At 75.1% G+C, this 25,544-nt stretch carries 23 protein-coding genes; 17 read left to right on the top strand and 6 right to left on the bottom strand.

Annotated elements, in window-relative coordinates:
- Positions 1-13 precede the first annotated feature (13 nt).
- The 6 genes from QP089_RS41430 to QP089_RS41405 all read left to right on the top strand — a co-directional run bounded on the left by QP089_RS41430 (position 14) and on the right by QP089_RS41405 (position 3,919).
- Entirely contained in the window at positions 14-958 is a 945-nt protein-coding gene (locus tag QP089_RS41430) for an SPFH domain-containing protein (RefSeq protein WP_285919824.1), read from the top strand.
- A 9-nt stretch (positions 959-967) separates the two neighbouring features.
- Positions 968-1,261 carry a type II toxin-antitoxin system antitoxin gene (locus tag QP089_RS41425; protein ID WP_285919822.1) on the top strand — a complete coding sequence of 98 codons (294 nt, stop codon included), beginning with the start codon at positions 968-970 and terminating at the stop codon, positions 1,259-1,261.
- 2 nt (positions 1,262-1,263) lie between these two features.
- Positions 1,264-1,896 carry a GOLPH3/VPS74 family protein gene (locus QP089_RS41420; protein WP_285919820.1) on the top strand — a complete coding sequence of 211 codons (633 nt, stop codon included), beginning with the start codon at positions 1,264-1,266 and terminating at the stop codon, positions 1,894-1,896.
- A gap of 220 nt (positions 1,897-2,116) precedes the next feature.
- Positions 2,117-2,725 (top strand): lysophospholipid acyltransferase family protein, encoded by a 609-nt coding sequence (locus QP089_RS41415; RefSeq protein WP_285919818.1) that lies wholly within the window; start codon positions 2,117-2,119, stop codon positions 2,723-2,725.
- A 61-nt stretch (positions 2,726-2,786) separates the two neighbouring features.
- Entirely contained in the window at positions 2,787-3,398 is a 612-nt protein-coding gene (locus QP089_RS41410; RefSeq protein ID WP_285919817.1) for a 3'-5' exonuclease, read from the top strand.
- A gap of 71 nt (positions 3,399-3,469) precedes the next feature.
- Positions 3,470-3,919: an ATP-binding protein gene (locus tag QP089_RS41405; RefSeq protein ID WP_285919815.1), complete on the top strand. Its 450-nt coding sequence runs from the start codon at positions 3,470-3,472 to the stop codon at positions 3,917-3,919.
- A 50-nt stretch (positions 3,920-3,969) separates the two neighbouring features.
- On the opposite strand, the gene QP089_RS41400 is transcribed toward QP089_RS41405, so the two are convergent.
- On the bottom strand, positions 3,970-5,406 hold the full coding sequence (locus QP089_RS41400; protein ID WP_285919813.1) for an MFS transporter: 1,437 nt from the start codon (positions 5,404-5,406) through the stop codon (positions 3,970-3,972).
- Between the two features lie 113 nt (positions 5,407-5,519).
- Here QP089_RS41400 and QP089_RS41395 point away from each other — a divergent pair, with 113 nt between their 5' ends.
- Complete coding sequence (locus tag QP089_RS41395) at positions 5,520-6,104, top strand: TetR-like C-terminal domain-containing protein (RefSeq protein ID WP_285919812.1); 585 nt, start codon at positions 5,520-5,522, stop codon at positions 6,102-6,104.
- Positions 6,105-6,164: 60 nt separating this feature from the next.
- Here QP089_RS41395 and QP089_RS41390 read toward each other — a convergent pair whose 3' ends face one another.
- Positions 6,165-7,247 carry a mechanosensitive ion channel family protein gene (locus tag QP089_RS41390; protein ID WP_285919810.1) on the bottom strand — a complete coding sequence of 361 codons (1,083 nt, stop codon included), beginning with the start codon at positions 7,245-7,247 and terminating at the stop codon, positions 6,165-6,167.
- 167 nt (positions 7,248-7,414) lie between these two features.
- Between QP089_RS41390 and QP089_RS41385 the strand changes: the two genes are divergently transcribed.
- Complete coding sequence (locus QP089_RS41385) at positions 7,415-9,043, top strand: CocE/NonD family hydrolase (protein ID WP_285919959.1); 1,629 nt, start codon at positions 7,415-7,417, stop codon at positions 9,041-9,043.
- 13 nt (positions 9,044-9,056) lie between these two features.
- On the opposite strand, the gene QP089_RS41380 is transcribed toward QP089_RS41385, so the two are convergent.
- A complete protein-coding gene (locus QP089_RS41380) occupies positions 9,057-9,509 on the bottom strand; it encodes a peroxiredoxin (RefSeq protein ID WP_285919808.1) in 453 nt (150 codons plus the stop codon).
- On the bottom strand, positions 9,496-10,170 hold the full coding sequence (locus tag QP089_RS41375) for a histone deacetylase (protein WP_285919806.1): 675 nt from the start codon (positions 10,168-10,170) through the stop codon (positions 9,496-9,498). The genes QP089_RS41380 and QP089_RS41375 overlap by 14 nt, the downstream gene beginning before the upstream one ends.
- Positions 10,171-10,336: 166 nt before the next feature.
- Here QP089_RS41375 and QP089_RS41370 point away from each other — a divergent pair, with 166 nt between their 5' ends.
- The 7 genes from QP089_RS41370 (at position 10,337) to QP089_RS41340 (ending at position 20,752) form a co-directional block, all read left to right on the top strand.
- Positions 10,337-11,590 carry a glycosyltransferase gene (locus tag QP089_RS41370; protein ID WP_285919804.1) on the top strand — a complete coding sequence of 418 codons (1,254 nt, stop codon included), beginning with the start codon at positions 10,337-10,339 and terminating at the stop codon, positions 11,588-11,590.
- A gap of 195 nt (positions 11,591-11,785) precedes the next feature.
- The gene (locus tag QP089_RS41365; protein ID WP_285919802.1) at positions 11,786-12,730 is read left to right on the top strand and encodes a cucumopine synthase-related protein; all 945 of its coding nucleotides are present in this window, start codon (positions 11,786-11,788) and stop codon (positions 12,728-12,730) included.
- Positions 12,727-13,818: an NAD(P)/FAD-dependent oxidoreductase gene (locus QP089_RS41360; protein WP_285919800.1), complete on the top strand. Its 1,092-nt coding sequence runs from the start codon at positions 12,727-12,729 to the stop codon at positions 13,816-13,818. Before QP089_RS41365 ends, QP089_RS41360 begins: the two co-directional genes overlap by 4 nt.
- Positions 13,815-15,050: a cytochrome P450 family protein gene (locus tag QP089_RS41355; protein ID WP_285919798.1), complete on the top strand. Its 1,236-nt coding sequence runs from the start codon at positions 13,815-13,817 to the stop codon at positions 15,048-15,050. Before QP089_RS41360 ends, QP089_RS41355 begins: the two co-directional genes overlap by 4 nt.
- On the top strand, positions 15,047-16,552 hold the full coding sequence (locus tag QP089_RS41350; protein ID WP_285919796.1) for a class I adenylate-forming enzyme family protein: 1,506 nt from the start codon (positions 15,047-15,049) through the stop codon (positions 16,550-16,552). Before QP089_RS41355 ends, QP089_RS41350 begins: the two co-directional genes overlap by 4 nt.
- Positions 16,553-16,597: 45 nt before the next feature.
- A complete protein-coding gene (locus tag QP089_RS41345; protein WP_285919794.1) occupies positions 16,598-19,585 on the top strand; it encodes a helix-turn-helix transcriptional regulator in 2,988 nt (995 codons plus the stop codon).
- A 333-nt stretch (positions 19,586-19,918) separates the two neighbouring features.
- Positions 19,919-20,752 carry a nitroreductase/quinone reductase family protein gene (locus tag QP089_RS41340; protein ID WP_285919792.1) on the top strand — a complete coding sequence of 278 codons (834 nt, stop codon included), beginning with the start codon at positions 19,919-19,921 and terminating at the stop codon, positions 20,750-20,752.
- A 1-nt stretch (position 20,753) separates the two neighbouring features.
- Here QP089_RS41340 and QP089_RS41335 read toward each other — a convergent pair whose 3' ends face one another.
- On the bottom strand, positions 20,754-21,818 hold the full coding sequence (locus QP089_RS41335; protein WP_285919790.1) for an NAD(P)H-dependent amine dehydrogenase family protein: 1,065 nt from the start codon (positions 21,816-21,818) through the stop codon (positions 20,754-20,756).
- A complete protein-coding gene (locus QP089_RS41330) occupies positions 21,815-22,615 on the bottom strand; it encodes an SDR family oxidoreductase (protein WP_285919788.1) in 801 nt (266 codons plus the stop codon). The genes QP089_RS41335 and QP089_RS41330 overlap by 4 nt, the downstream gene beginning before the upstream one ends.
- A 227-nt stretch (positions 22,616-22,842) precedes the next feature.
- Here QP089_RS41330 and lanKC point away from each other — a divergent pair, with 227 nt between their 5' ends.
- Entirely contained in the window at positions 22,843-25,398 is a 2,556-nt protein-coding gene (gene lanKC / locus QP089_RS41325; RefSeq protein WP_285919786.1) for a class III lanthionine synthetase LanKC, read from the top strand.
- 6 nt (positions 25,399-25,404) lie between these two features.
- The gene (locus QP089_RS41320; protein ID WP_285919784.1) at positions 25,405-25,515 is read left to right on the top strand and encodes a SapB/AmfS family lanthipeptide; all 111 of its coding nucleotides are present in this window, start codon (positions 25,405-25,407) and stop codon (positions 25,513-25,515) included.
- Positions 25,516-25,544 lie beyond the last annotated feature (29 nt).

The following is a 25,544-nucleotide window of genomic DNA, read 5'->3' as shown; positions in this document are numbered from 1 at the left end:
ATATCACTTTGCTATGTTGTTGCTAACCGAGGAGGAGGCGAGCGTGGTGGACGCTACGGCGCAGGTGGAGATGCCCAGGCCGCGGATCGGGGAGCACCCGGCGCGCGACCGGGGCGGGTGGGCCATGCTCGGGGTCGCCGTGGTGCTCGTGCTGGTGGGGATCGCGGCGCTCGTGGCCGGGCTCGCCGCCGGCGGCGGCGCCGCGGTCGCGGCCGGGATCGTGGCCGGGGTGCTGCTGATCATCGCCGGGCTCGTCACGGCGGCGGGGCTGACGCCGGTCGCACCGGGCGAGGCGCGGGTGCTGCAGCTGCTCGGCCGCTACAAGGGGACGGTCCGCGAGGACGGGCTGCGCTGGGTGAACCCGCTGACCGACCGGCGGCGGGTGTCGACCCGGATCCGCAACCACGAGACCGGCCTTGCGAAGGTGAACGACCTGGACGGCAACCCGATCGAGATCTCGGCGGTGGTCGTCTGGCAGGTGCGAGACACCGCGCGGGCGGTGTTCGAGGTCGACGACTTCGTGGAGTTCGTCGCGTTCCAGACCGAGGCGGCCGTCCGGCACATCGCGGGCAGCTTCCCCTACGACGCCGCCGACCGGACGTCGCTGCGCGACAACGCCGACGAGATCACCGCGCAGATGTCGGAGGAGCTGCAGCAGCGGGTCGCCTCCGCGGGGGTCGACATCGTCGAGTCGCGGATCACCCGGCTGGCGTACGCGCCGGAGATCGCGCAGGCGATGCTGCGCCGGCAGCAGGCGGGCGCGGTCGTCGCGGCGCGGGAGCGGATCGTGGACGGCGCGGTCGGCATGGTGCACCGGGCGCTGGAACGGCTGGACGAGGAGGAGGTCGTGGAGCTGGACGAGGAGCGCAAGGCGGCGATGGTCAGCAACCTGCTGGTCGTGCTGTGCGCCGACCGGGACGCGCAGCCGGTGGTGAACACCGGCACGCTCTACCAGTGACCGCGGGCAGTGGCCACGGAGCGCAAGAAGATCCTGCTGCGGCTCGACCCCGCCGTGCACGACGCGTTGGCGAAGTGGGCCGGGGACGAGCTGCGCAGCACCAACGCCCAGATCGAGTTCCTGCTGCGGCAGGCGCTCGCCGACGCCGGGCGGATGCCCGGGTCGGCCGGGCGGATGCGGCGGCCCGGCCGGCCGCGCAAGCCGCGCGGCGAGCAGGGCAAGGCGCGCGGCGAGCAGGGCGAGGCCGGCGCGCAGGGGGCATCGGGCGAGCGCGGGGCGCCGCCCGGGGGAGACGAGGAGTAGGCATGGTCGAGGTACCGGACACGCTGCCGGCGAGGATGTACCTCCTGGCGTACGACCTGCGCAAGCAGAGGCTCACCACGCGCGGTTCGCAGCTCGGCTACGTGCTGCGGGCGGCGGCGCTGACCGAGCTGTTCCTGGACGGGCGGCTGGAGGACCGGCGGGGCAGGCCGGTGCCGGGCACGCCGGGCGAGGACCCGTACGGCGTGCTGGCGCAGATCTCCGCGTCGCGCCCGCGGTCCTGGCAGCACTGGGTGCGCAAGGGCGGCCGGGCGCTCGTCCGGACGGTGCGGGACGAGCTGGTGCGGGACGGCTGGATCCGGGTGCGGGGGCGCCGGATGCTGGGGCTGTTCCCGTACCAGGAGGTCACCGTGCGGGACCCGCGCGTGGTGAAGGAGCTGTGGGGCGGGGCGTCGTCGGCGCTGCGGGGACGTCCGGTGGCGCACGTGAACAGCTACGACGCGGCGGCGGTGGCGCTGGCGGCGGCGGGCGAGCTGAAGGCGGTGCTGCCGGGGTCGGAGCGGCGGCGGCACAAGCGGCGGATCGCGGAGCTGACGGCGCGGTCGGGCCCGGCGGCGCCGGCGGTCCGCAAGGTGATCCGCGCGCAGCGCGCCGCGGCGGTGGCCTCCAGCTCCTGACCCGTCCCCGGCGGTCCGGGCCGCCGGGGGACGCCACCTCAAAGGGGCGCCAGTGCGGAGACCTACAAACTTCCAAGGGTCGAACTTGTAACGGTGCCCCACCGCCGGGGCGGGCGCGGGCGCCATAGCGTTCTCGGACATGGATCCCGAACGCGTTGTCTATCCCCTGATGAAATACGTCGTTCTCGGCCCCGCGATGCGGGTGGCATTCCTTCCGCGGGTGAGCGGTCTGCGGAACGTGCCGCGCACGGGGCCGGTGATCCTGGCGGCCAACCATCTGGCGTTCATCGACTCGTTCGTGCTGCCGCTGATCGTGCCGCGCCGGGTCCACTTCCTCGGCAAGAACGAGTACTTCACCGGGACGGGCGTGAAGGGCCAGGCGACCTCGACGTTCTTCCGCGGCGTCGGCGCGATCGCGGTGGACCGCGCGGGCGGGCGGGCCGCGTTCGACGCGCTCGACACCTGCGCGGCCGTGCTGGAGCGCGGCGACGTCTTCGCGATCCACCCGGAGGGGACCCGGTCGCCGGACGGGCGGCTCTACCGCGGCCGGACCGGGGTCGCGCGGCTGGCGATGCGGACGGGCGCGCCGGTCGTGCCGGTGGCGATCAAGGGCACCGACCGGGTGCAGCCGCGCGGACGGGTCGTCCCGAAGCCGGGCCGGATCGAGGTGCGGATCGGCGCGCCGATGCGGTTCGCGGGCCGCGACGAGGGGATGCCGCGCGGCAAGGTCGCCCGGCAGGTCACCGACGAGATCATGGAGGCGATCCAGAGCCTGTCGGGCCAGGAGTACGTGGACGACTACGCGCCGCGCCCCGCCGACCCGCCCTGACCGGGCGGGGAGGCCGGAAACCGGTCGTGGCGCGCGTCCGGACGCGGGTACCGTCGCGGCCATGGACGAGCGGTTCGGCCGGTATCTCAACGTGGTCGACGTCGAGGCGACGTGCTGGCAGGGCAAGGTTCCGCCCGGGCAGGTGAACGAGATCATCGAGATCGGGCTGTGCGTCGTCGACCTCGACGAGCGCAGGCGCGTGGCGAAGCACCGCATCCTGGTGCGGCCGCAGCGGTCGGCGGTCAGCGCGTTCTGCACCGAGCTGACCGGGCTCACGCAGGACGAGGTGGACGGCGGGGTGTCCTTCGCCGAGGCGTGCGCGCTGCTGGAGCGCGAGCACCGGTCGCGGTCCCGGGCGTGGGCGAGCTGGGGCGACTACGACCGCAAGCAGTTCGAGCGGCAGTGCGCGGGCGGCGTCCGGTACCCGTTCGGGCGGCGGCACACCAACGCCAAGGCGGCCTACTCCGCCGCGCACGCGCTGCCGCGCCGGCTCGGCATGGCGGGGGCGCTGCGGCACGCGGGGCTGCCGCTGGAGGGCCGGCACCACTGCGGCGCCGACGACGCGTGGAACATCGGCGCGCTCGTCCTCGACATCGTGGGACGCGGCGCATGGCCGGACGATGCGGCCGGGAACGGCGGGGCCGGCGGGGCCGATGGGGCGGCCGGGAACTGAGCCCGATGTTTGAGCGCGGGCGCCGGGGCACGGTTCTAGGGGACGGACGCCGGAGACGACGGAGACGCGACATGGACATCAGCCTGGACCTCCTACTCCCCCGGGAGACGGCGAGCGTCCCCGCGACGCGCAAGATCCTCGACGCGTCGCTGCAGGCCCTCGGCGTGGACGAGGAGATCCGCGGCGACATCGAGATCATGCTGACCGAGGCGTGCACGAACGTGATCAGGCACGCCCGGCACGGCGACGACTACACGGTGCGCGCCGCGATCCACGACGAGCGCTGCGTGATCAAGGTGATCGACTCGGGCCGGGGCTTCGACGCCGAGCGGGTGCCGCCCGAGCCCGACCCGGTCTCCGAGCACGGCCGCGGTCTGATGATCATGCGGTCGCTCGCCGACGACGTGCGCTTCGACTCCTACCCCGAGGACGGCGCGCTCGTCGCGCTGGAGAAGCACCTGGACTACGCCGCCGGCAGCATCGGCGGGCGGCTCGCCGAGAACCACGCCTCCAAGGGCTGAGCCGGAGGGCGCGGCGGGGCCGGCCGGGGCACCGGCCGGCCCCGCCGCGGTCACCGCTCGACCCGCAGCGCGAACACCGCGACCAGCAGCGCGGCGGCGGCGAACACCGCGCCGGCCGCGAACGCGGCGTCCATGTCGTGCATGATCTCGGCCGTGCCGGTGTGCCCGGAGCCGAAGACCGTCACCATGACCGCCGAGCCCAGCGACCCGCCCGACCACAGCATCGTCTGCGCGATGCCGGACGCGGCGCCGGAGTCGGCGGGGTCCACGCTGCCGAGGATCGTCGCGTTCAGCGGCATGATCGACAGGCCGCCGCCCGCGCCCATCAGCACGAACGGGCCGAGCACCCCGGCCGCGTACCCGTCGCCCGGCGACAGCCGCGTCAGCCACAGCAGCCCGGCCAGCGCGCAGATCATCCCGGCGATGACCAGGACGCGGGCGCCGAACCGCGGCAGCAGGCGCGGGGCGGCCCGGACGGTCGCGAACTGGAGCCCGACGAACGGCAGGAACGCCGCGCCGGCCCGGAGCGGCCCGTAGCCGAGCACCTGCTGGAGGTAGAGGGTGCAGAAGAAGAACGCGCCGAAGTTCGCCCCGACCAGCAGCAGCTGGCACAGGTAGGACGCGGCGCGGTCCCGTCCGGTGAGCAGCCACAGCGGCATGACGGGCTGCGCGGTGCGGTGCTCGACGGCGACGAACGCGGCGAGCAGCGCGGCGGCGGCGCCGAACGCGGCGAGCGCCCGGCCGTCGCCCCAGCCGTCCGAGCCGGCCCGGATCAGCGCGTAGACCAGCGCGGTCATGCCGGCGGTGGACAGGACGGCGCCCGCCGCGTCGAACCGGCCGGGCCGGCGCGCGGTCTCGGTGAGCACGAGCAGGGCGAGCAGCGCCAGCGCGACGCCGACGGGCACGTTGACGAAGAAGACCAGCCGCCAGGAGGCGGCCTCGGTGAGCACGCCGCCGACCAGCATGCCCACGGCGGCGCCCGCGCCGGTCACGGCGGAGAACACGCTGAGCGCGCGGACGCGGGCGGCGCCCTCGAAGTTGGTGGCGATCAGCGCCATCGCGCTCGGCGCGGCGACGGCGGCGGCGACGCCCTGCAGGGCGCGCGCCGCCAGCAGCCACCAGCCGGCGCCGGCGAACCCGCCGAGCAGGGACGCGGCAGTGAACAGCGCGATCCCGGCGGCGAACGCGCGGCGGCGGCCGAACACGTCCCCGGCGCGCCCGCCGAGCAGCAGCAGGCCGCCGAATGCGAGCATGTAGGAGTTCTGGACCCAGGCGAGCCCTCCGGTCGACAGCCCGAGGGCGGCCCGGACGTCCGGGAGCGCGATGGTGACGACGGAGGTGTCGAGGCCGATCATGAGCTGGCAGCCCACGATGACGGCGAGGACGACGCCGGGACGGCGGCGGAGACGATGACGGGCGCGGGGACCGGCCGGCGGAGCGGTGGGCTCCTGCGGCGCGGTCGTCCGCCCGTGCGGTGCGGCGGGCACGGCGGGACCTCCGGAACGAGAACTTAGGGAACGGCGACGTACACTATGTGGGGAACGTACCACCGATCGGCACAGAAGAGAACGCTCGCGTTCACTATTTCCGGGAGGGCGCGGTGACCCCGGCCACCCGCAGGCGCGGCGGCGCGCTGGAGGCGGCGATCTACGACGCGGTGTTCGCGCAGCTCGAGGCGGTCGGCTACCGGAAACTGACCATGGAGGGCGTCGCGGCGGCCGCCCGCACCGGCAAGGCCGCCCTCTACCGGCGCTGGCAGTCCAAGGACGAGCTCATCACCGACGCGCTCAAGCACGCGCTGCCCGAACCGCCCGCCCAGGAGCCGACGGGCGACGTCCGCGCGGACGTCCTGCGGCTGTGCCGGACGTTCCGCGAGACGATCGAGGCCTGCCACGGCGCGCCGATCCGGGTCCTCAAGGAGGAGACCGGCGGCGCCGACGGCAAGGGGCTCATGCACGACGTCGTGAAGTCGCGGCTGAGCGAACCGCTCAAGGAGGCGCTGTACCAGGTCCTCGTGGACGGCGCCGAGCGCGGCGCGGTCCGGCCCGGGGCCGCCACCCGGCAGGTCGCCAACGTCGGCCCCGCGATGGTCGTGTACCACTCGCTCACCGAGTCGTCCGAGATCACCGACGAGTTCGTCGTCTCGCTGGTCGACGACGTCATCATGCCGATGCTCCGGCCGTGACCGGGCGGATCACCGGGGCGGCCACGCGGCCGGCGGGTCGCCGTGCGGGCCGCCTGCGGGTCAGGGCGCCGGATACGGGACGGCGGCGCCGTTGGAGGCGGCGGCGTCGGGCGCACCGGGGAAGATGAGCTGCCGGCGCGGATAGGGGATCTCGATCCCCTCCTCGCCGAACCGGCGGTGCAGCCGCTTGACGAACTCGTGCTTGATCCTGAACTGGTCGCCGAACTCGCCCGTCCGCAGGATCACGGTGAAGCCGATCCCGGACTCGGCGAAGGTGTGGAAGCGCACCAGCGGCTCGGCCTCCTTGACGCCGCCCTCGACCTCGTTCATCACCTGCTCCCCGACCTCGACGACCACCTTCTCGACGTGGTCCAGGTCGCTCTCGTAGGCCACGCTCGCCTGGATCAGCAGCGACATGTCCTGGGCGGGCCGGTGGTAGTTGGTGAGGATGGAGTCGGAGAACCGCGCGTTCGGAATGACCTCGATGTTGTCCGACAGCGTCCGGATGGAGGTGTTGCGCCAGTTGATGTCGACGACGTACCCCTCCTGGCCGGTGCTCAGCTTGATGTAGTCGCCCGGCTCGATGGTCTTGGACGCCAGCACGTGCACGCCCGCGAACAGGTTGGCGAGGGTGTCCTGCAGAGCCAGCGCCACCGCCAGCCCGCCGACGCCCAACGCGCCGAGCAGCGGGGAGATCGAGATCCCGAGGCTCTGCAGCATGATGAGCACGCCGAGGCCCATCACCACCACCCGGGTGATGTTCGCGAAGATCGACACGTTGGCGGCGACGCCCTGCCGGGCGGACGCGACGGAGCCGACCACCCCCGCGATCAGCCGCGCCAGCGCCAGCGACACCACCAGGATCGTCGCGGCCGTCAGCACCTTGGCCGAGACGTCCAGCGTGCCGCGCCGCAACTCCAGCACGTTCGCGGCGATCCACGCGCCGCCGAGCACCGCGACCGGCATCGCCAGGTCCCGCACCAGCCGCGCCGCGAGGTCGTCCCAGGCCCAGCGGGTGTCCCCGGCCCGGCTGAGCAGGCGGCCGGTGAGCAGCCGCAGCACCACCGCGATCGCCAGGGCGACGACCATCACCACGGCGGCGGCGACGACCCGCTCCCAGCTCACCCCGTCGAAGGCGTGCATCGCTTCCTCCCCCGGACGGCCCGCGCCGCCCGTTCGTCCGGCAACGCGCCATCCTTGCCGCGAACCGCCCTCGATCGTAGTGAAACCCCGCAACTCTGCGAGACACCTCACAGCCGGGGCCCCGTCCCCCGCCGGATACGATCGATCAAGTGGTAGGCGTGGAGAGGATGCGCCGGCTCGGGGTCACGGCGCTCGGACTGCGGAACGGCCCCCACCGGGTGACGGTCGAGCGCGACCTGAGGGTCCCGGCCGCCGACGGCGTGACGCTGCTGGCCGACCGGCACGCCCCCGCCGGCGTCGAGCGGGCGCCGGTCGTGCTCGTCCGCTCACCCTACGGCAGGCGCGGGCCGTTCGGGCTGATGTGCGGGCAGGCGTTCGCCTCGCACGGCTTCCAGGCCGTGGTGCAGAGCGTGCGCGGCGGCTTCGGCTCCGGCGGCGTGTTCGAGGCGCTCGACGAGCGCGAGGACGGCCTGGCCACCATCGCCTGGCTCACGGAGCAGCCGTGGTTCGGCGGGTCCTTCGCCATGCACGGCCCGAGCTACCTCGGCTACGTCCAGTGGGCCGTCGCCGCCGAGGCCGGGCCGGAGCTGAAGGCCCTGTCGATGCAGGTCACCGCGTCGACCTTCCGCGACGCGGTGAACGTCGGCGGGACGTTCGCGCTGGAGTCCGCGCTGATCTGGGTCGACCTCACCGCCCGGATGAAGAACTCGCTGTCGGGCATCACCACCGGCATCATGTCGCCGCGTCGCGCCCGGCGCGCCGCACTGTCGGGCCGCCCGCTCGCCGAGCTCGACCGGCTCGCGACCGGCGCGCAGCAGCGCTTCTTCCAGGAGCTGCTGGTCAACGGCCCCGACACCCCGTTCTGGGACAAGCGCGACTTCAGCCCCACCGTCTCCAAGGTGTCCGCCCCGGTGAACATGACCGGCGGCTGGTACGACATCTTCCTGCCGTGGCAGCTCAAGGACTACGCCGCGCTCCGCGCCGCCGGGCACCGCCCCTACCTCACCATCGGCCCGTGGTTCCACGCCGACCAGCGGATGATGCGCGGCTCGGTGGCCGAGTCGGTCAAGTGGTTCCGCGCGCACCTGCTCGACGACCCGTCCGGCCTGCGCGAGCAGCCCGTCCGGCTGCTGGTGACCGGGGTGGACGAGTGGCGCGAGTTCCCCGACTGGCCCGTCCCGGGGATGCGCGAGCAGCGCTGGCACCTGCAGCCCGCCGGCGCCCTGTCCCCCGACGAGCCGCCCGAGTCCGAGCCCGACACCTACCGGTACGACCCGGAGCACCCCACGCCGTTCCTCGGCGGCCCGACCCTGCTCGGCGAGACCCACCCCGTCACCGACCAGCGCCGCCTCGAACGCCGCCGCGACGTGCTCGTCTACACCTCGCCGGTGCTGGACGACGACCTGGAGATCATCGGCCCGGTCACCGCGGACCTGCACATCCGGTCCAACCGCGAGCACACCGACTTCGTCGTCCGGCTCTGCGACGTCACCCCGGACGGCGAGTCCCGCAACCTGTGCGAGGGCATGCGGCGGCTCGTCCCCGGCACCCCCGAGCCCGGCGAGGACGGCGTCCGCCGCGTCACCGTCGAGCTGTGGCCGGCCGGGCACCGCTTCCTGCGCGGCCACCGCGTCCGCGTCCAGGTCGCCAGCGGCGCCTACCCCCGCGTCGCCCGCAACCCCGGCACCGGCGCCCCCATCGGCACCGCCACCGAGATGCTCACCGCCGACCAGGAGATCCTGCACACCCCCGACCACCCCAGCGCCATCGTCCTCCCGATCGTCCCCGCCTCCTGAGCAGCGCAGCGCCTCACTTGCGGGCGCGGAGGGCTTCCAGGGCCTTGTCGGCGTGGGTGTTCATGCGGACCTCGCTCTTGATGACCGCGAGGACGCGGCGGTCGGTGTCGATGACGAAGGTCTGGCGCTTGGTGGGCAGGAGGGCGAGGCCGCGCTTGACGCCGAAGCGGGCGCGGACGGTGCCTTCGGGGTCGGACAGCAGGGGGTAGGCGAAGGAGTGCTTCTCGGCGAACTCCTTCTGCTTGGCGACGGGGTCGGCGCTGACGCCGACGGGGTGGGCGCCGACCTCCGCGAGCTCGGCGACGAGGTCGCGGAAGTGGCAGGCCTCGGCGGTGCAGCCGGGCGTCAGGGCGGCGGGATAGAAGAACAGGACGACCGGGCCCTGTTCCAGCAGGCCGGTCAGGGTGCGCGGTTCGCCCGTCTGGTCGGGCAGTTCGAAGTCGTCAACGACGTCACCGACGTTCATGCGACGACGGTAGCCCCGCGGCGCGGGCGGCGGGAGGGCGGGGCGCCGCGAGGAGGGCGGCGACGCGCCGCGGGGTCCAGGCGCCGCGGGCGCCGGGGCGGGCGGCGAGGTAGGCGGCGGCGCGGGCGGGCGGCCAGTCGTGCGACTCGCGCAGGCCGTGGCCGAGCATGGTGAGGTACGGCGCGGACGGCGCGTTCAGCTCGGCGGCGGACGCGGCGTGCGGCGCGGTGAACGTCAGCATCGGGTGGCCGCCCCGCTCGCCGACCTTGACGATCGTCTCGTAGCGGCCGGGGCCGATGCGCTGGCTGCCGTGCGCGACGGCCTCCGACAGGTCGTGGTCGGTGCCGACGTCGCGGCGCATCTCCTGGGACATGACGTCGCAGAACTGGCGGCGGGTCAGCAGGTAGGCGCGGGCGGCGGCGCGTCCGGGCAGGGCCGGGTCGTAGAAGGCCATGCCGCCGCCCCACACCTGGGACGTCAGCGCGAAGTAGATGCCGCCGGGCACCGTGACCGCCAGCTCGGCGCGGGCGGGACGGGGGTCGCGGCAGCCGGTGTAGCGGCGGGCGCCGCCGGCGGGGCGGCCGCCGGACAGGTAGCACGTGAACCTCTCGCGGAAGAGGTTCGAGCCGTACGCGACGTACCAGAGCGAACTTTCGTCCATCCCTTCCAGTATCCACGCTGGTGAGAGTGTTGGCGGGGGGCGGCGGGGACAGCAGTCCGATTCGCGAGGTTTGACGGGGAGAGCGGTAGGAAATAGATTCCAGCGAGCAGGTGTCTACGACGCAGATACCTCCAGGCTTCCCCTGTGTTGTCCCGGAGGATACGTCATGCACCGCACGCTGAACATCGCTCTCGTGTCCGCCTCCGACCTTGACGGCGAACACCTGCAGTCAGTCCACGTCCGGGATCTCGCCCGTTCCCTCGCCCGCGGTGACGCGGGCCACCAGGTGACGGTCTACGCCCGCCGCCAGGACGCCGACGCCCGCGGCCGGGTCCGTCTCGGCCCCGGCGCCACGCTCGTCCGGCTGGACGCCGGCCCCGCCCGTCCGCTGACCGACGACGAGCTGCTCGAGCACGTCCGCGACTTCGCCGACGAGCTGCGGCACCGCTGGTCCGGTGCCGGCCGCCCCGACATCGTGCACGCGCACGGCTGGATCGGCGGCCTCGCCGCCTGCGCCGTCGCCCGCGAGCTCGACATCCCCTTCGCGCAGAGCTACCACGGCGTCGCCGCCGCCGAGCGGCGCGCCGGCCGCACGGTCCACCCGCACCGCGACCGGCTGGAGAAGGCCATCGGCCGCGGCGCCGACATCGTGGTCGCCGGCCACGCCGAGGAGGCCGGCGCGGTCGTGCGGATGGGCGTGCCCCGCCCGTCGGTCGCGGTGGTCCCCTACGCCGTGGACGCCGAGCAGTTCGCGCAGGTCGGCCCGGCGATGCCGCACGGCGACCGGGACCGGCTGGTGATGGTCTGCGACGACCTGGAGGCCGGCGACGTGGCGACCGCGCTGCGCGCGCTGGTGCACGTCCCCGACGCCGAGCTGGCCGTGGCCGGCGGGCCCGCCCGCGAGGACCTGGAGAACGACCCGGTCGTGCACCGGCTGATGATGCTGGCCAAGGAGCTGCACGTCGCCGACCGCGTGATCTTCCTCGGCCGGCTGCCCCGCAAGTCGCTGCCGAAGCTGCTGCGCACCGCCAGCGTGGCGCTGTGCCTGACCCCGGTGCAGCCGTCCCCGGCGGCGCCGCTGGAGGCCATGGCCTGCGGCGTCCCGGTGGTGGCCACCCCCGCCGGCGGCAACGCCGACGAGGTGCTCGACAAGATCACCGGCCTGCACGTGCCGGCCGGGCGGCCCGCGGTGATCGGCCGCGCGGTCCGCCGGCTGCTCACCGAGGAGACCACGCTGCACGGCTACTCGATCGCGGCGGCGGACCGGGCCCGGTCCCGCTACTCCTGGGACCGGATCGCGGCCGAGACGGTGCGCGCCTACGACCGGGTGCTGCCGGTGCCCGAGCCGGAGCCGGTCCCCGAGGCGGCGGAGGACGAGACGGAGCTCGAGGCCGAGAGGATCCCCGCCCTCGCCGGCTGACGCCTCCGTCCTACAGCGGGCCCCGGATCCACCCCCCGTCGGATCCGGGGCCCGCCGCTGTGCGCGGCCGCCGCCGTGCCGCCGCGCCCCGGCCGCCGCCCCGGTGCCGCGCGACCGGCGCCATGCCGTTCCCGGGGCGTGTCTTCGCAGGTCAGAGGGCATGTTTTCGCAGATCGGCGGGTACCGCTACGCACTGTGAACACTCTTCGACGCATCGAGATCGGCTGGCCCGTGCTGGGCGTCACCGTGACCGCCGACCTCGACGAACGCAACGCCGTCCTCGCGGACGCGCTCTGGAACGCGCTGCCCTACCGGAGCCTGCAGGGCCACGCCCTCGTCGCCGGCCACCACCTCTACCACGTCGCGCCGGTGCACGAGGTGCTGCACCTGTCCGCCGCGTACCGGGTGGACCGGCGGACGGTGCCGGACGGCACGCTGTTCTGCTCGCGGCTCCAGCATCTCGGCATCAAGTACGGCGAGCTGACCGAGCCGATGGCGGCGACGCCGATCGGGCGGGTCGTCCCCGGCGACCTGGACGCGCTCGCCGACGCCGGGCGGGCCGTGTGGGAGTCGGTGTACTCGTCCAAGAAGCCGGTCGTGGCGGAGGTGCGCCGGGCCGGGGAGCCGAGCGGGCACCGGCTGCCGCGGCTGCGCGCCGCCGACCCGGAGATGGACGCCCTGGCCGGGGACGTGCACGCCGAGACCGAGCGGATCTGGCTGGACGCGCCGCGGGAGCTGGCCGACCTGCACGACGGGCGCATCGCCTCGCGCGCCGGCACGCACGGGACCGTCCTGACGACGCTGCTGTTCGTCAACGGCGAGACCCGTCCGCTGGGCTACAACGCCTACAGCGGCCTCGTCCGGCTGGCGCACGAGGGGATGCCGCTGGACTCGCTGCGGATGGCGGCCCGCGCGATGATCGCGGTGCCGGCGGAGTTCCTCGCCTACTGCGGCCTGGAGACGCTGGGCGCGTTCACCGAGCGGCTGATCGACGGCCTCGACCGGCTCGCGACCCGCCAGGACTTCGCCGCGGTGATGGCGCACATGGCGCTGTACGTCAACTGCCTGGGCGGCTGGAACCTGCACCTGTTCCCGTGGAATGTCGGCGACCATCTGCGGCAGGCCGGGGTCGCGTCGTGACCCGCGGGCCGGCGGTGGTGATCGGCGGCGGGGTCGTCGGGCTGTCGGCCGCCTGCCATCTGGCCGAGGCGGGCGTCGAGACCGTGCTGCTGGAGCGGGACGGGCTGGGGTCGGGTGCGTCCCGCGCGACGGCGGACGTCGTCCGCACCTACTTCCCCGGCAATCCGGTCAGCTCGGCGATGGCCGTCCGGAGCCTGGCCGCCTACCGGACGTTCGAGAAGCGGTCCGGGACCGCGATCCCGCTGCGGCGGGTCGGGTACCTCGTGCTGTTCGGCGAGCCGGAGCAGGTCGCGGCGTTCGAGGCGGACCTCCCGGCGCAGCGCGCCGCCGGTGTGGACGTGCGGCTGATCGACGCGGACGAGGCCCGGCGGCGCAACCCGCTGCTCGGCGACGTCCCGCTGCTGGCGGCGGCGTGGTCGCCGGACGCGTACGTGTCGGACACGGCGGCGATCGTCGGCGGGTTCGCCGAGGCGGCGCGGCGGGCGGGCGCGGACCTGCGGACGGGCTGCCCGGTCAAGGCGGTCGACATCGCGTCCGGCCGGCTCGACACCGGCGACGGCCCGCTCACCGCCGGCGCGGTCGTCTGCGCGGCCGGCGCCTGGTCGGCGCCGCTGGCCCGCGCGGCCGGGGTGGAACTGCCGCTCGGCGATCCGGTCGAGCAGGAGCTGCTGGCCTGCGGGCCGCCGCCGTCCGGGACGCCGGTGCCGGACGTCCCGATGACGCTGCACGCGGCGAGCGGGCTGCTCGTCCGCAAGCGCGGCGACGGGCTGCTGGTCGGCATGGGGTACCCGGGGCCCGACCGGGACGGGTGGCGTGCGCGGGTGCGCGAGCGGCTGGCCACCGTGTACCCGGCGCTGGCGGGGGCGGAGGTGCGGACGGCCTTCGTCGGCGTCCGCGACGCCAGCCCGGACCGGACCGAGTTCATCGGCCGGCTGCCCGGCGAGACGCCGTTCCTGTACGCGGCGGGCTTCTCCGGGCACGGCCTGTGCACCGCGCCCGCGGCCGGGGACCTGGTCCGCGACCTGTACTTCGGCCGCACGCCTGACGTCGACGCCGGACGGCTCGCCGCGACCCCGGAGCGGTCGTGACGGCCGTGGAGCCCGCCCGCTTCACCCTCGATCCGGCCACGCCGGACGTGCACGGGGACAACGAGCGGCTGCGGGCGGCCGGCGCGCTGGTGCCGGTCGAGATCGAGGGCGTGCGGGCGTGGGCGGCGGCGCGGTACTCGGCGCTCGAGGCGGTCCTCGCCCATCCGGACCTGTCGCGGGACGTCCGGCACTGGTCGGCGGAGGGCCGCCGGTCGCTGTGCCCGACCGGGTCGCTCGCCCCGATCGTGCTGGCCCGGACGATGCTGAACGCCGAGGGCGAGGAGCACCGGCGGCTGCGCGGCCCGCTGTCGCGGGTGTTCTCGGCGCGCCGGGTCGCCGCGATGCGCCCGCGGGTGGAGGCGGTGACCGCCGAGTTCACGGACCGGCTGGCGGAGCTGCCGCCCGGCCCCGTCGACCTGCGGCGCGCGTTCGCCTACCCGCTGCCCTGCGAGGTCATCTCCGACGTCATGGGCATCCCGCGCGAGCGCCGCGCGGAGCTGACCGGCAACGACCACGTGCTCACCACGACCCGCGGCAGCGCCGAACGCCTGGCGAGCGCGCGGGCCGGACGGGACGCGGTGATCCGGGAGACCGTCGAGGCGCGGCGCCGCTCCCCCGCCGACGACCTGATCAGCGACCTGGTCGCGTTGGAGGACGGGGACCCGGCCCGGGGGGCGCTGTCCGCCGGCGAGGTGTTCGATACCGTCCAGGAGCTGTACGTCGCGGGCCACGTGACCACGGTCAACCTGATCACCAACGCGGTTCGGCTGCTGCTCGCCCGTCCCGGCCGGCTCGAACTGCTGCGCTCGGGGGCCCGGCCGTGGAGCGCGGCGGTGGAGGAGGCGCTGCGGCTGGAGTCGCCGCTGCGCCATTTCCCGATGCGCTACGCCGTGCGGGACGTGGAGATCGGCGGCGTGACGGTGCGGAAGGGCGAGGCCGTGCTGGCCTGCTTCGCCGCCGCCGGCCGCGATCCCGACCGGTACGGCGAGCGGGCCGCGCGGTTCGACGTCGCCTCCGACCCGCCGCCGCACCTGTCGTTCGGGCACGGCCCGCACTTCTGCCTCGGCGCGCCGCTGGGCCGCCTCGTCGGCGAGGTCGCGCTGTCCGCGCTGTTCGCGGCCTTCCCCGGCCTCGCGCTCGCCAAGCCGGCGGACGAGCTGGCCCCGGTGCCGTCGGTCCTCGCGCTCAGCACCACGACCCTGCCGGTGCGCCTCGGCCGGAGGGCCGGGTGAGCTCGGGGATCGGGGCCGCCCTGCTGGACGGGCTGCGGGCGGCCGGGCCTCGCGAGGTGCTGGTGCACGGGGGGACGCGGCTGTCCGGGGACGACGTGCTCGGCATGGTCGCGGCGGCGGCCGCGCGGCTGGCGGCCAGCGGGGTCCGCCGCGGGGACACGGTCGCGTGCCTGTACGGCACGGGCGCGGAGTCGCCCGTGAGCCGGATCGCCGCGCTGGCGCTCGGCTGCCGGTTCGTCCACGTCTGGGGCGGTGTGCCGGTCGAGGTCGCCGCGCGGGCGATGCGCGCGCTGGACGCGTCCGCGCTGCTGTACGCGCCGTCGCGGCGGGCGGAGGCGGCGCCGCTGCTCGCGGCCTGTCCCGTGCGGGTCCGCCAGGCGCTCGACGACGACCTGTACTCCGGGCCCGCCGCCGGGCCCGTGACGACGCCCCCCTGCGACGGCGTCTCGCTGGCGACCTTCAGCAGCGGGACGACCGGGCAGCACAAGATCGTCGCCTACGACCACGCCGCCGAGGCCGCGCACCTGGCCGCCGCGCAGGCCATGTACGGCACGCCGCCGTGGCGGCTGCTGGTCGCGCCGCGCTCGCGGTACCTGCCGGACATGTTCGTGATCTGGACGCTGGCGGGCGGCGGCACCGTGATCCTGGAGCCGGACGCGCGGCCCGCGCAGCTGGCGGAGACGATCGAGCGGGAGGCGGCGACCCATCTGATGGCCGGCCGCCCGGTGGACCTCTACGCGCTCGCCGAGCACCTGGAGGACGCGCCGGCCGATCTCACGAGCCTGCGCCTGATCGTCTACGGGGGCGCCGCCGCCGTCCCGGCCCGGACGGCGCGGGCGGCCGGGCGGCTGGGGCCGCTGCTGATGCAGAACTACGGGACGTCCGAGGGCGGGTTCCTGACCGTGCTGGAGCCGCGCGACCACGCCCGTCCCGAGCTGCTGATGTCGGTGGGACGGGCCGCGCCGGGCGTCGAGCTGCGGGTCCGTGCCCCGGACGGGACGGACCTGCCGCCCGGCGAGGTCGGCGAGGTGTGGGTCCGGTCGCCGCAGCGGATGAGCGGATACGTGGACGACCCCGCGCGCACCGCCGCGGCGGTGCGGGACGGGTGGGCCCGCACCGGCGACGTCGGCCGGATGGACGGCGACGGGTACCTGTTCCTGCTCGACCGGGCCGAGGACCGGCTCCCGGGCGGGCTCTACGCCCACCCGATCGAGCACGTCCTCACCGGCCACCCGGCCGTGCTCGACGCCGCGGTGTTCGCCCTCCCCCGCGCCGCCGGGCCCGTCCTGGCGGGCGTGGTGGTCGGCCGGGACGGGCGGCGCGTCGATCTCGACGGGCTGCGCGCGCTCGTCCGCCGGGCGCTCGGCGACCGGTGCGAGCCGCGGCACCTGTGGCGGGTCGACGCGCTGCCCCGCACGCCCGGCGGCAAGCCCGACAAGGCGGCGCTGGCCGCCCGGTTCGCGGCGGGCGCGGGCGCGCCGGGACGGCCGCCCGCCCCCTGATCGTTCCGGGCCCGGAACATCCCGCTCGCTGGGATAATGTGCGGGATGACGGAAGGGGGGCGGCGGGTGCTGATCGGCAGGACCGCCGAGCTGGCCGAGCTGACGGCCGCACTCGACCGGGCCGCCGCGGGCGGCGCCGCCGTGGTGCTGGTCAGCGGCGACGCGGGCGTCGGCAAGACCCATCTGGTGTCCGCGCTCACCGCCACCGCCCGCGAGCGGGACTGCGCGGTGCTGGTCGGGCAGTGCGCCGAGCTGGGCGAGAGCATGCCGTACCTGCCGCTGGCGGACGCGCTGTGGACCGCGTCGCGCGGCACCGGGACCGAGGCGGCGGGCGTGCGCGCCGCGCTGGAGTCGCGCCCGGTGCTGCGGCGGCTGCTCCCCGACGGCGAGGGCGGCCCGGACGCGGCGTCCGAGCTCGGCCAGCAGCAGCTGTTCGGCGCGGTGCTCGGGATGCTCGGCGAGCTGGGCGCGCGGACCGGGGACCGGGACCGGCCCGTCCTGCTGGTGCTGGAGGACCTGCACTGGGCGGACCGGTCGACCCGGCACCTGCTGACCTTCCTCAGCCGGGTGCTGGCGCGCGAGCGGGTCTGCCTGGTGGGCACCTACCGCTCCGACGACCTGCACCGCCGGCATCCGCTGCGGCCGGTGGTCGCCGAGCTGCTGCGGCTGCCGACCGTGACCGGCGTGGAGGTCCGGCCGTTCGGGCCGGGCGAGACCGCCGAGTACCTGGCCGGGCTGGCGGGCGGCGGGGCGCCGGTGACCGCCGAGACGGTCGAGCGGGTGTACCGGCGCTCGGAGGGCAACGCCTTCTACGCCGCCGAGCTGTACTCGGCGGCGAGCACCGGCGAGGAGCTGCCCGCCGGGCTGGCGGACCTGCTGCTGTCGCGGGTGGAGCGGCTGTCGGACGGCGCGCAGCGCGTCGTGCGGGTCGCCGCGGTCGCCGGGCGGCGCATCGACGACGAGCTGGTCCGCCGGGTGGCGGGCCTGGACGAGGCCGCGGTCGGGGACGCGCTGCGCGAGGTCGTCTCGCACCAGCTGCTCGTCCCGGCGGGCACCGGGTACACCTTCCGGCACGCGCTGCTGCGCGAGGCCGTCTACGCCGACCTGCTGCCGGGCGAGCGGATCCGGCTGCACGCCGACTTCGCCCGGCTGCTGGCCGGGACGGCGGCGGACGCGGCGTCCGGGGGCGCGGGCGGCCGGCGCGGGTCGGCCGCGGAGCTGGCGCACCACAGCCTCGCCGCGCACGACCTGCCGACCGCGTTCGCCGCGTCGGTGCGGGCGGGCCGGGAGGCCGAGCGGCTCGGCGCGCCCGCCGAGGCGTTCGAGCACTACGACCGGGCGCTGGAGCTGTGGGAGGCGGTGCCGGACCCGGAGGGGGTCTCGGGCACCGACCGGATGGGGCTGTCGCTGGACACCGTCCGCACCTCGGGGCGGTCGGGCGAGCAGCGCCGCGCGGTGTCCCGGCTGCGCCGGCTGCTCGACCTGGCCGACCCGGCGGACGTGCTGCTCGGCGCCCGGCTCCGCGACCGGCTCGCCGAGTACCTCAACGACATCGACGAGGACGACGAGTCGGTCGAGACGGCCCGGGCCGCCGTCGAGATGCTGCCGGCCGAGCCGCCCCTGCCCGAGCGGGCCGCCGCGCTGTCCACCTATGCGCGCACCCTGCTGGCCCGCGACGAGCGCGGCGAGATGCCCGAGCTCGCCGAGCGGGCCATCGAGCTGGCGCGCGCGACCGGGGCGGCGGGCGCCGAGGCGAGCCTGCTGGTGACGCTCGGGGTCTTCCGGGAGTCGCGGGAGGCCGACACCGGCGTGGCCGAGATGTTCGCGCGGGCCCGCGACCTGGCGCTGCGGGAGGGCCGCCAGGTGGTCGCGCTGCGCGCCGCGTTCCACTACGCGCGGACGAAGTTCGACCGCGGCGACCTGGCCGGCGCGACCGCCGCCGCCGACGAGGCCGTGAAGTGGACCCTCGACAGCGGCCTCGGCTGGAGCACCTACGGGACCGTCCTGCGCTGCCTGCGGTTCCTGATCCACTACACGTCCGGGGACTGGGCGGAGGCGAACCGGCTCGCCGGCGAGTTCGCCGTCCGGGTCACACGGACGGCGGAGGCGCAGGTGTCGGCGTACGCGCTGTTCACCGAGGTCGCCCAGGGCAGCCCGGCGGTGGCCGAGCGGCTGCGCTGGATCGCGCCGCTGTGGGGGCGCGACGCGTTCCTCACCTACGTCGCGCGCGGCCTGGCCGCCGAGCACGCGCTGTGGAACGGCGACCCCGACGCCGCCGCCGAGCAGATCGAGCGGACCCTGGTGGAGAGCAACTACACGCAGGAGGCGCCCGTCATCCGCCTCGCGGCGACCGGCCTGTGGGCGCACGCCGAGCGGGCGGCCCGCGCCCGCGCCGCCGGCGACGAGGAGACCGTCCGCGCCGCGGTCCGGATCGGCGACGACCTGATCGGGCGGGCCCGCGCCGCCGCGACGACCAACTCCGACGGACGGCCCCGCGCCTGGCTCGGCGTCGAGGGGCACGCCTGGCTCGCCCGCGCCGAGGCCGAGCGGCGCCGCCTCGACGGCGTCCACGACGTGGACCTGTGGCGCCGGGCCACCGACCTGTTCACCTACGGCGACCCGGACGGCGGGTTCGTGTACGAGGTGGCGCGGTCGCGGTGGCGGCTCGCCGAGGCCCTCGCCGAGAGCGGCGACCGGGAGGCCGCCGCGGCGCAGTGGCGGCCGGCGGTCGAGGCCGCCGAGCGGCTCGGGGCCGCGCCGCTGCTGGCCGCGCTCCGCGATCTCGGCGCCCGCGCCCGGCTGGACGCCGGCCGGCCCGCCGCCCCGGGCCCGTCCGGGCCGTTCGACGCGCTGACCGCGCGGGAGCGGGAGGTGCTGAAGCTGGTCGCGGAGGGCCGCAACAACAAGCAGATCGCGGCGGCGCTGTTCATCTCGCCGAAGACGGCGAGCGTGCACGTCTCCAACATCCTGGCGAAGCTGAACGTCACGGGCCGCACCCAGGCCGCCGCCCTCGCCCTCCGCGAGGGCCTGTGAAAAGGGACCGGAAATCCGGCCTTGAGCAATGGCCGCGGTTTCTGTAGGTTCTTCTTCGTGACTGCCGGGTCGGCCATGGGCCACGAGCGAGTGAGGCACCCGGCCTCCGAGTGAGCCGGGGGCGGGCACGCGGCCCGCCCTGCCCATCGCGTTTCCTTCTTTCTCTTCCGCATCCTGCGACGTCAGCGGCATGCCCGCCGGACGCCGCGCGCGGACGCATCCCCTTTTCGCATGCCGTTCGGCATGCCATTTCGTGACGCCATTCGATGGCGCGCGACGTCATTCCATCGCCAATCAGCCATGCCCGAAAACAGAGAGGAAGACCACCGCAGGATGGATTTCAACAAGCAGGTCATCGGGGAGTTCCGCGCCAACGGCGGACGGGTCGGCGGGCCGTTCGAGGGCGGCCGGCTGCTCCTGCTGACCACCACCGGGGCGCGGTCGGGCGCCCCGCGCACCACGCCGCTCGGCTACCTGCCGGACGGTCTCGGGCGCGTCCTCGTCATCGCGTCGGCCGGCGGGGCGCCGAAGCACCCGGCGTGGTTCCGCAACCTCGTCGCGAACCCGCGCGTGACGGTGGAGAGCGACGCGTTCCGGTACGAGGCGGACGCGGTCGTCCTGGACGGCGACGAGCGCGACCGGGCGTTCGCGCGGGCCGTGGAGAGCGATCCGGGCTGGGCGGAGTACGAGGCGAGGTCGGGCCGGACGCTGCCGGTGGTCGCGCTGGTGCAGGTCGGTGAGGGTCCGCCGCCCGGGCCGGAGCGTCCCGGCGACATGCTCGTCGCGGTGCACGACGCGTTCCGCGCCGAGCTGCGGCGGATCCGCGCGGAGGCCGCCGCGTCCGGCCCGGTGCTCGGCGCGCAGCTCCGCGTGAACTGCCTCGTCCTGTGCCAGGGGCTCGGCAACCACCACGCGGGCGAGGACCTGATGCTGTTCCCGGGCGTGGAGCGCGGCCGTCCCGAGCTGGCGGCGGCGCTGGCGCGGATGCGCGAGGAGCACGAGGCGATCAAGGCGATCCTGGACGACCTGCAAGCCGTCCTGGCCGCCGAGGCGCCCGACCGCGCGGCGCTCGCCGCCGAGGTGGACCGGCTGACCGCCGACCTGGAAGGGCACCTGGACCGGGAGGAGGCCCTCCTCGTCCCGGCCCTCAACGCCACCGCGCCGTAGGTCAGAGCAGGCCGCGGCCGGTGATGAGGGGGAGGTCGAGCGCGGTCAGCAGGCCGGGCGGCGCCGCGACGACCGCGGGGATCGCGTTGACCAGCCGCATCGCGGTCGCCTTCAGGCCCGCGGTGTTGTGGTCGCCGTCGCCGCCGAGCAGCTGCAGGTCGACGGTGTAGTCCGGCTCGCCGCGCACCTCGACGCGGTAGCAGCCGGCGCCGGCGGGCTGCGGCCAGTCCGGGGCGAGGTCGTCGCGCAGCCGGGTGACGTGCTCCAGGACGATCACGGGTTCGCCGCCGCGCATGCCGCGCACCTCGAAGCGCAGCGCGGCGGCGGTGCCCTTCTCGACCGTCCCGGCGGAGACGTCGAAGGTCTCGGGGGCGGGCAGCCGGGTGTGCTGCTCGGTGACCTCGTCCAGCTCCACGCCGAGCCCGGCGGCGAGCTGCCGGACGACGCTGCCCCACGCCATGGTGAGCACGCCGGGCTGCAGCAGCATCGGCGTCTCGTCCAGGGAGCGGCCGAACCCCATGATGTCGAACAGGACGGTGCCCTGGTCGTAGGTGGCGTAGTTGAGGATCTCCATGCAGCGGACCTGGTCGATCCGCTCGCTGATGCCGGTGACGGCGAGCGGCAGCGCGTCGTTGGCGAAGCCGGGGTCGATGCCGTTGACGAACAGCGACGCGCCGCCCGCCTCGGCCGCCTCCCGCACCGGATCGGACATCTCCGGCGGGACGACGCCGTCCGGGAACTGCAGGAAGACCGGGCTGCTGGAGACGACGTTGATCCCGGCGCGCAGGATGCGGCACAGGTCGTCGATCGCCTCCATCAGCCGGACGTCGGCCATCGAGGTGTAGACGACGCAGTCGGGCCGCAGGGCGAGCAGCTCGTCCTCCGACCCGGTGGCGGCGACCCCGAGGGTGCGGCCGAGCCCGGCCAGCTCGCCGGCGTCCTTGCCGATCTTGGCGGGGTTGGACACCCACACCCCGGCCAGCTCCAGGTCGGGGCGGGCGTCGATGCCCGCGATCGCGTGCCGGCCGACGTTGCCGGTGCTCCACTGGACGACGCGGTAGGTCACAGGTCCTCCAGTCCGAGGTCGAGGTTCGGGACGTCGATGCCGCCGTCCACGCGCAGCACGGTGCCGGTGGTGTAGGCGGCCGCGGGCGAGGCGAGGTACAGCACGGCCGCCGCGACGTCCTCGGGGTCGCCGATCCGGCCGAGCGGGGTGCCCTGCTCCATCTGCGTGCGCATCTCGTCGTTGGTCATCACGATGTCGAGCGCGGACGTGGCGACCGAGCCGACCGCGACCGCGTTGACGCGGATGCGCGGCGCGAGGTCGGTGGCGGCGAGCCGGGTGTAGTGCGCGAGGGCGGCCTTGGCGGTGCCGTAGGCGAGGTAGCCGCGCCCGGCGACCCGTCCCATGACCGAGGAGATGTTGACGACGGCGCCCGGCGCGGAGGCGGTGGCCGACTCCAGGATGTGCGGGACGGCGGCGCGGGTCAGCGCGTGCGCGGTGCTCACGTTGAACTGGAACGCGTTCTCGAGGTACTGGGGCGTGGTGTCCAGGAAGGCGTTCGGGATCGTGCCGCCCATGTTGTTGACCACGATGTCGAGGCGGCCGAGGCCGTCAACGGCGCGGGTGGCCAACTCGGCCGCCGCGTCCGGCGTGCTGAGGTCGGCGGGGACGACGAGCGCGCGCCGGCCGGCCGCCTCGATCTCCGCGGCCACCTTGCGCAGCTGGTCCTCGGTGCGGGCGGACACGACCACGTCCGCGCCCGCCTGCGCGAGCGCCACGGCGGCCGCCGCGCCGATCCCGCGGCCCGCCCCGGTCACCACCGCGACCCTGCCATCGATTCGGAACCGGTCCTGGATCACCGGCGTCACCTCCGGTCGCTCGCCCGTGCCCGCACAGCCTAGACAGGAACTAGAACCTGTTTCAATACCGGGGTTCCGCGGGCGGTGCCGGATGATCCGCGCACACCGCGGGCGGTAGATCTTCACGGGTCGATCGTTATTTCGGCTACTGGCCGCGCCGCGGCCGGCCTGCAATTGTCTTCTCTCGTGGGCGCCACCGTGCCGGTGCCGGGAGAGGAATTCCATCCATGGACATGGGGTATGAGCTCTACTGCATAGCGGACAAGCTCTTTTACGACGCCCCGCCGATCTCCCGTGAATCCGATTTCGCGATTTCACGGCGCCCGCTGCCCGAGGGCTGGGAGCAGGAGCGCGGTGACGAGTGGACGGTGTACGTCCCGCCCGTCCGGCGGACTCCCCTGCAGGGCTGGAAAGTCCATGTGACCGGCTGCGCGGAAAGCGCCGAGAAAGTGCTCGAACAGACCTGGGACTACTGCGTCGCCAAGGGCCTGGAATTCAAGCATCTGCGCGCCCCGGGAACGCTGCGGACGCGGAACGCCAAGTACGCGCCGCGCGGCGCGAGCGGCAAGCTCGTCACGGTCTACCCCGAGGACGAGGCGGAGCTGGAGCGGGTGCTGGCCGAGCTGGGCGCCCGGCTGGACGGCCTGCCCGGCCCGTACATCCTCAGCGATCTGCGCATCGGCGACGGCCCGCTGCACGTCCGGTACGGCGGGTTCGCCGACCGGCGGTGCCTGGACGGGCGCGGCGAGCTCGTCGCCGCGCTGGAGAACGGCGCCGGCGACCTCGTCCCCGATGTGCGCGGTCCCGTCTTCAGCGTGCCGGAATGGGTGACGCTCCCCCGCTGCCTGGAATCGCACATGGCGGCCCGCTCGGCCACGACGACGACCGATCTCCCCTACCGCATCGAGAAGGCGCTGCATTTCTCCAATGGCGGCGGAGTCTATGCCGGAACGGACAGCCGGACCGGCGAGAAGGTCGTCCTGAAAGAGGCCCGACCGCACGCCGGCCTCGCCGCGGACGGCGCCGACGCCGTGGAGCGCCTGGAACGAGAGCGCCGGACCCTGGAACGGCTCGCGGGGATCGACGGAGTCCCCCGGGTGCACGATTCTTTCACGCTCGGCGAGCACCATTTCCTCGTCCAGGAGTTCATCGAGGGAAAGACGCTCAACAGTTTCTACGCGACGCGCCATCCCATGCTCGACCCGGACCCCGAGCCCCGGAAGTTCGCGGACTACACCGCGTGGGCGCTGCGGGTGTACGCGGGCGTCGAGCGGATCGTGACGGCCATCCACGAGCGCGGCGTCGTCTTCAACGACCTGCACATGTTCAACATCATGGTCCGCCCGGACGACTCCGTCGCGCTGATCGACTTCGAGACGGCGGCGCCCGCCGCCGACCGGGGCCGGCAGACCCTCGCCAGCCCGGCGTTCCTGGCGCCGCACGACCGGCGCGGCGTCGAGGTCGACCGGTACAGCCTGGCCTGCCTGCGGCTCGCCCTGTTCACGCCGATGACCACGCTGTTCGTCATCGACCGCGGCAAGGCCCGGCATCTCGCCGACGTCGCGGCCCGCTACTTCCCGGTGCCCCGCGCGTTCCTGGACGAGGCGGTCGCCGAGATCACCCGCGACCTGCCGGCCGCGCCCGCGCCGCAGTTCGCGCCCGGCCCGTCCGGCTGGGAGCGCGCGCGGGAGGACCTGGCCCGGGCGATCCTGGCGAGCGCCACGCCCGGACGGGCCGACCGGCTGTTCCCCGGCGACGTCGAGCAGTTCGGCAAGGCGCGGCTCGGGCTGGCGCACGGCGCCGCCGGCGTCCTGTACGCGCTGGACGCGACGGGCGCGGGCCGCCACCCCGACCACGAGGAATGGCTGGCCGACCGCGTCGCCGCCCCGCCCCGCGGGACCGGGCTCGGCCTGTACGACGGGCTGCTCGGCGCCGCCTACGTCCTCGGCCGCTTCGGCCGTACCGACGCCGCGCTCACCGCCGTCGGCCACTGCCTGGACGAGCGCTGGGAAGGGCTCGGCGGCGACCTGTTCGGCGGCCTGCCGGGCGCCGCGCTCGTCCTGGACGACCTCGCCGGACGCACCGGCGACACCGCCCTGCGCGACGCCGCCCACCACGCCGTCCGGATCGTCGCGGACCGGCCGGCGGCGGAGCGCAGCCCGCGGCCCGGGCTCATGCACGGCGGCGCGGGCGCCGCGCTGATGTTCGTCCGCTTCTACGAGCGGACCGGCGACGCCGCGCTGCTCGACCTGGCCGCCGCGGCGCTCCGCCGCGACCTCGCGGGCTGCGTCGACGACGGCCACGGCGCGCTGTTCGTCGACGAGGGCTACCGGATCATGCCCTACCTCGCGCTCGGCAGCGTCGGCATCGGCCTGGTCCTGGACGACTACCTCGCGCACCGCCCCGACGAGGAGTTCGAGCGGGCCCGCGAGGCGATCCGGCTCGCCGCGGCGGCCCGGTACTACGCGCAGCCGAGCCTGTTCGGCGGGCGCGCCGGGATGCTGCTGTACCTCGCCCGCCAGGACCGCGACGACCCGCGCGTCGCCCGGCACGTCCGCGACCTGGCCTGGCACGCGCTGCCGTTCGCCGGCGGCCTGGCGATGCCCGGCGAGAACCTGTTCCGGCTGTCCATGGACCTCGCCACCGGCACCGCCGGTGTGCTCCTCGCGCTCGGCGCGGCGTCGCACGACGCCCCGGCCGGGCTGCCGTTCCTGGCGACGGCCCCCCGACCCCCCGCGGAGCCCTCCGCGGTGGCCACCTCTATCCAGCCCGAAAGGGGGTGACGGAACATGGCGCTCCTCGACCTTCAGGGAATGGAGTCGGAGCACAACGGCGGCGGCGGCAAGAGCACGCTGAGCCTGCTCTGCGACAGCGCGGCCAGCATCCTGCTGTGCCTGTGACGCATGACGCGGCCGCGGTCCCCGGTGAC

The sequence above is a fragment of the Actinomadura opuntiae genome, from assembly GCF_030283205.1.
In the GTDB taxonomy this organism is placed as follows: domain Bacteria; phylum Actinomycetota; class Actinomycetes; order Streptosporangiales; family Streptosporangiaceae; genus Spirillospora.
This window is presented reverse-complemented; position numbering and strand designations above follow the sequence as displayed.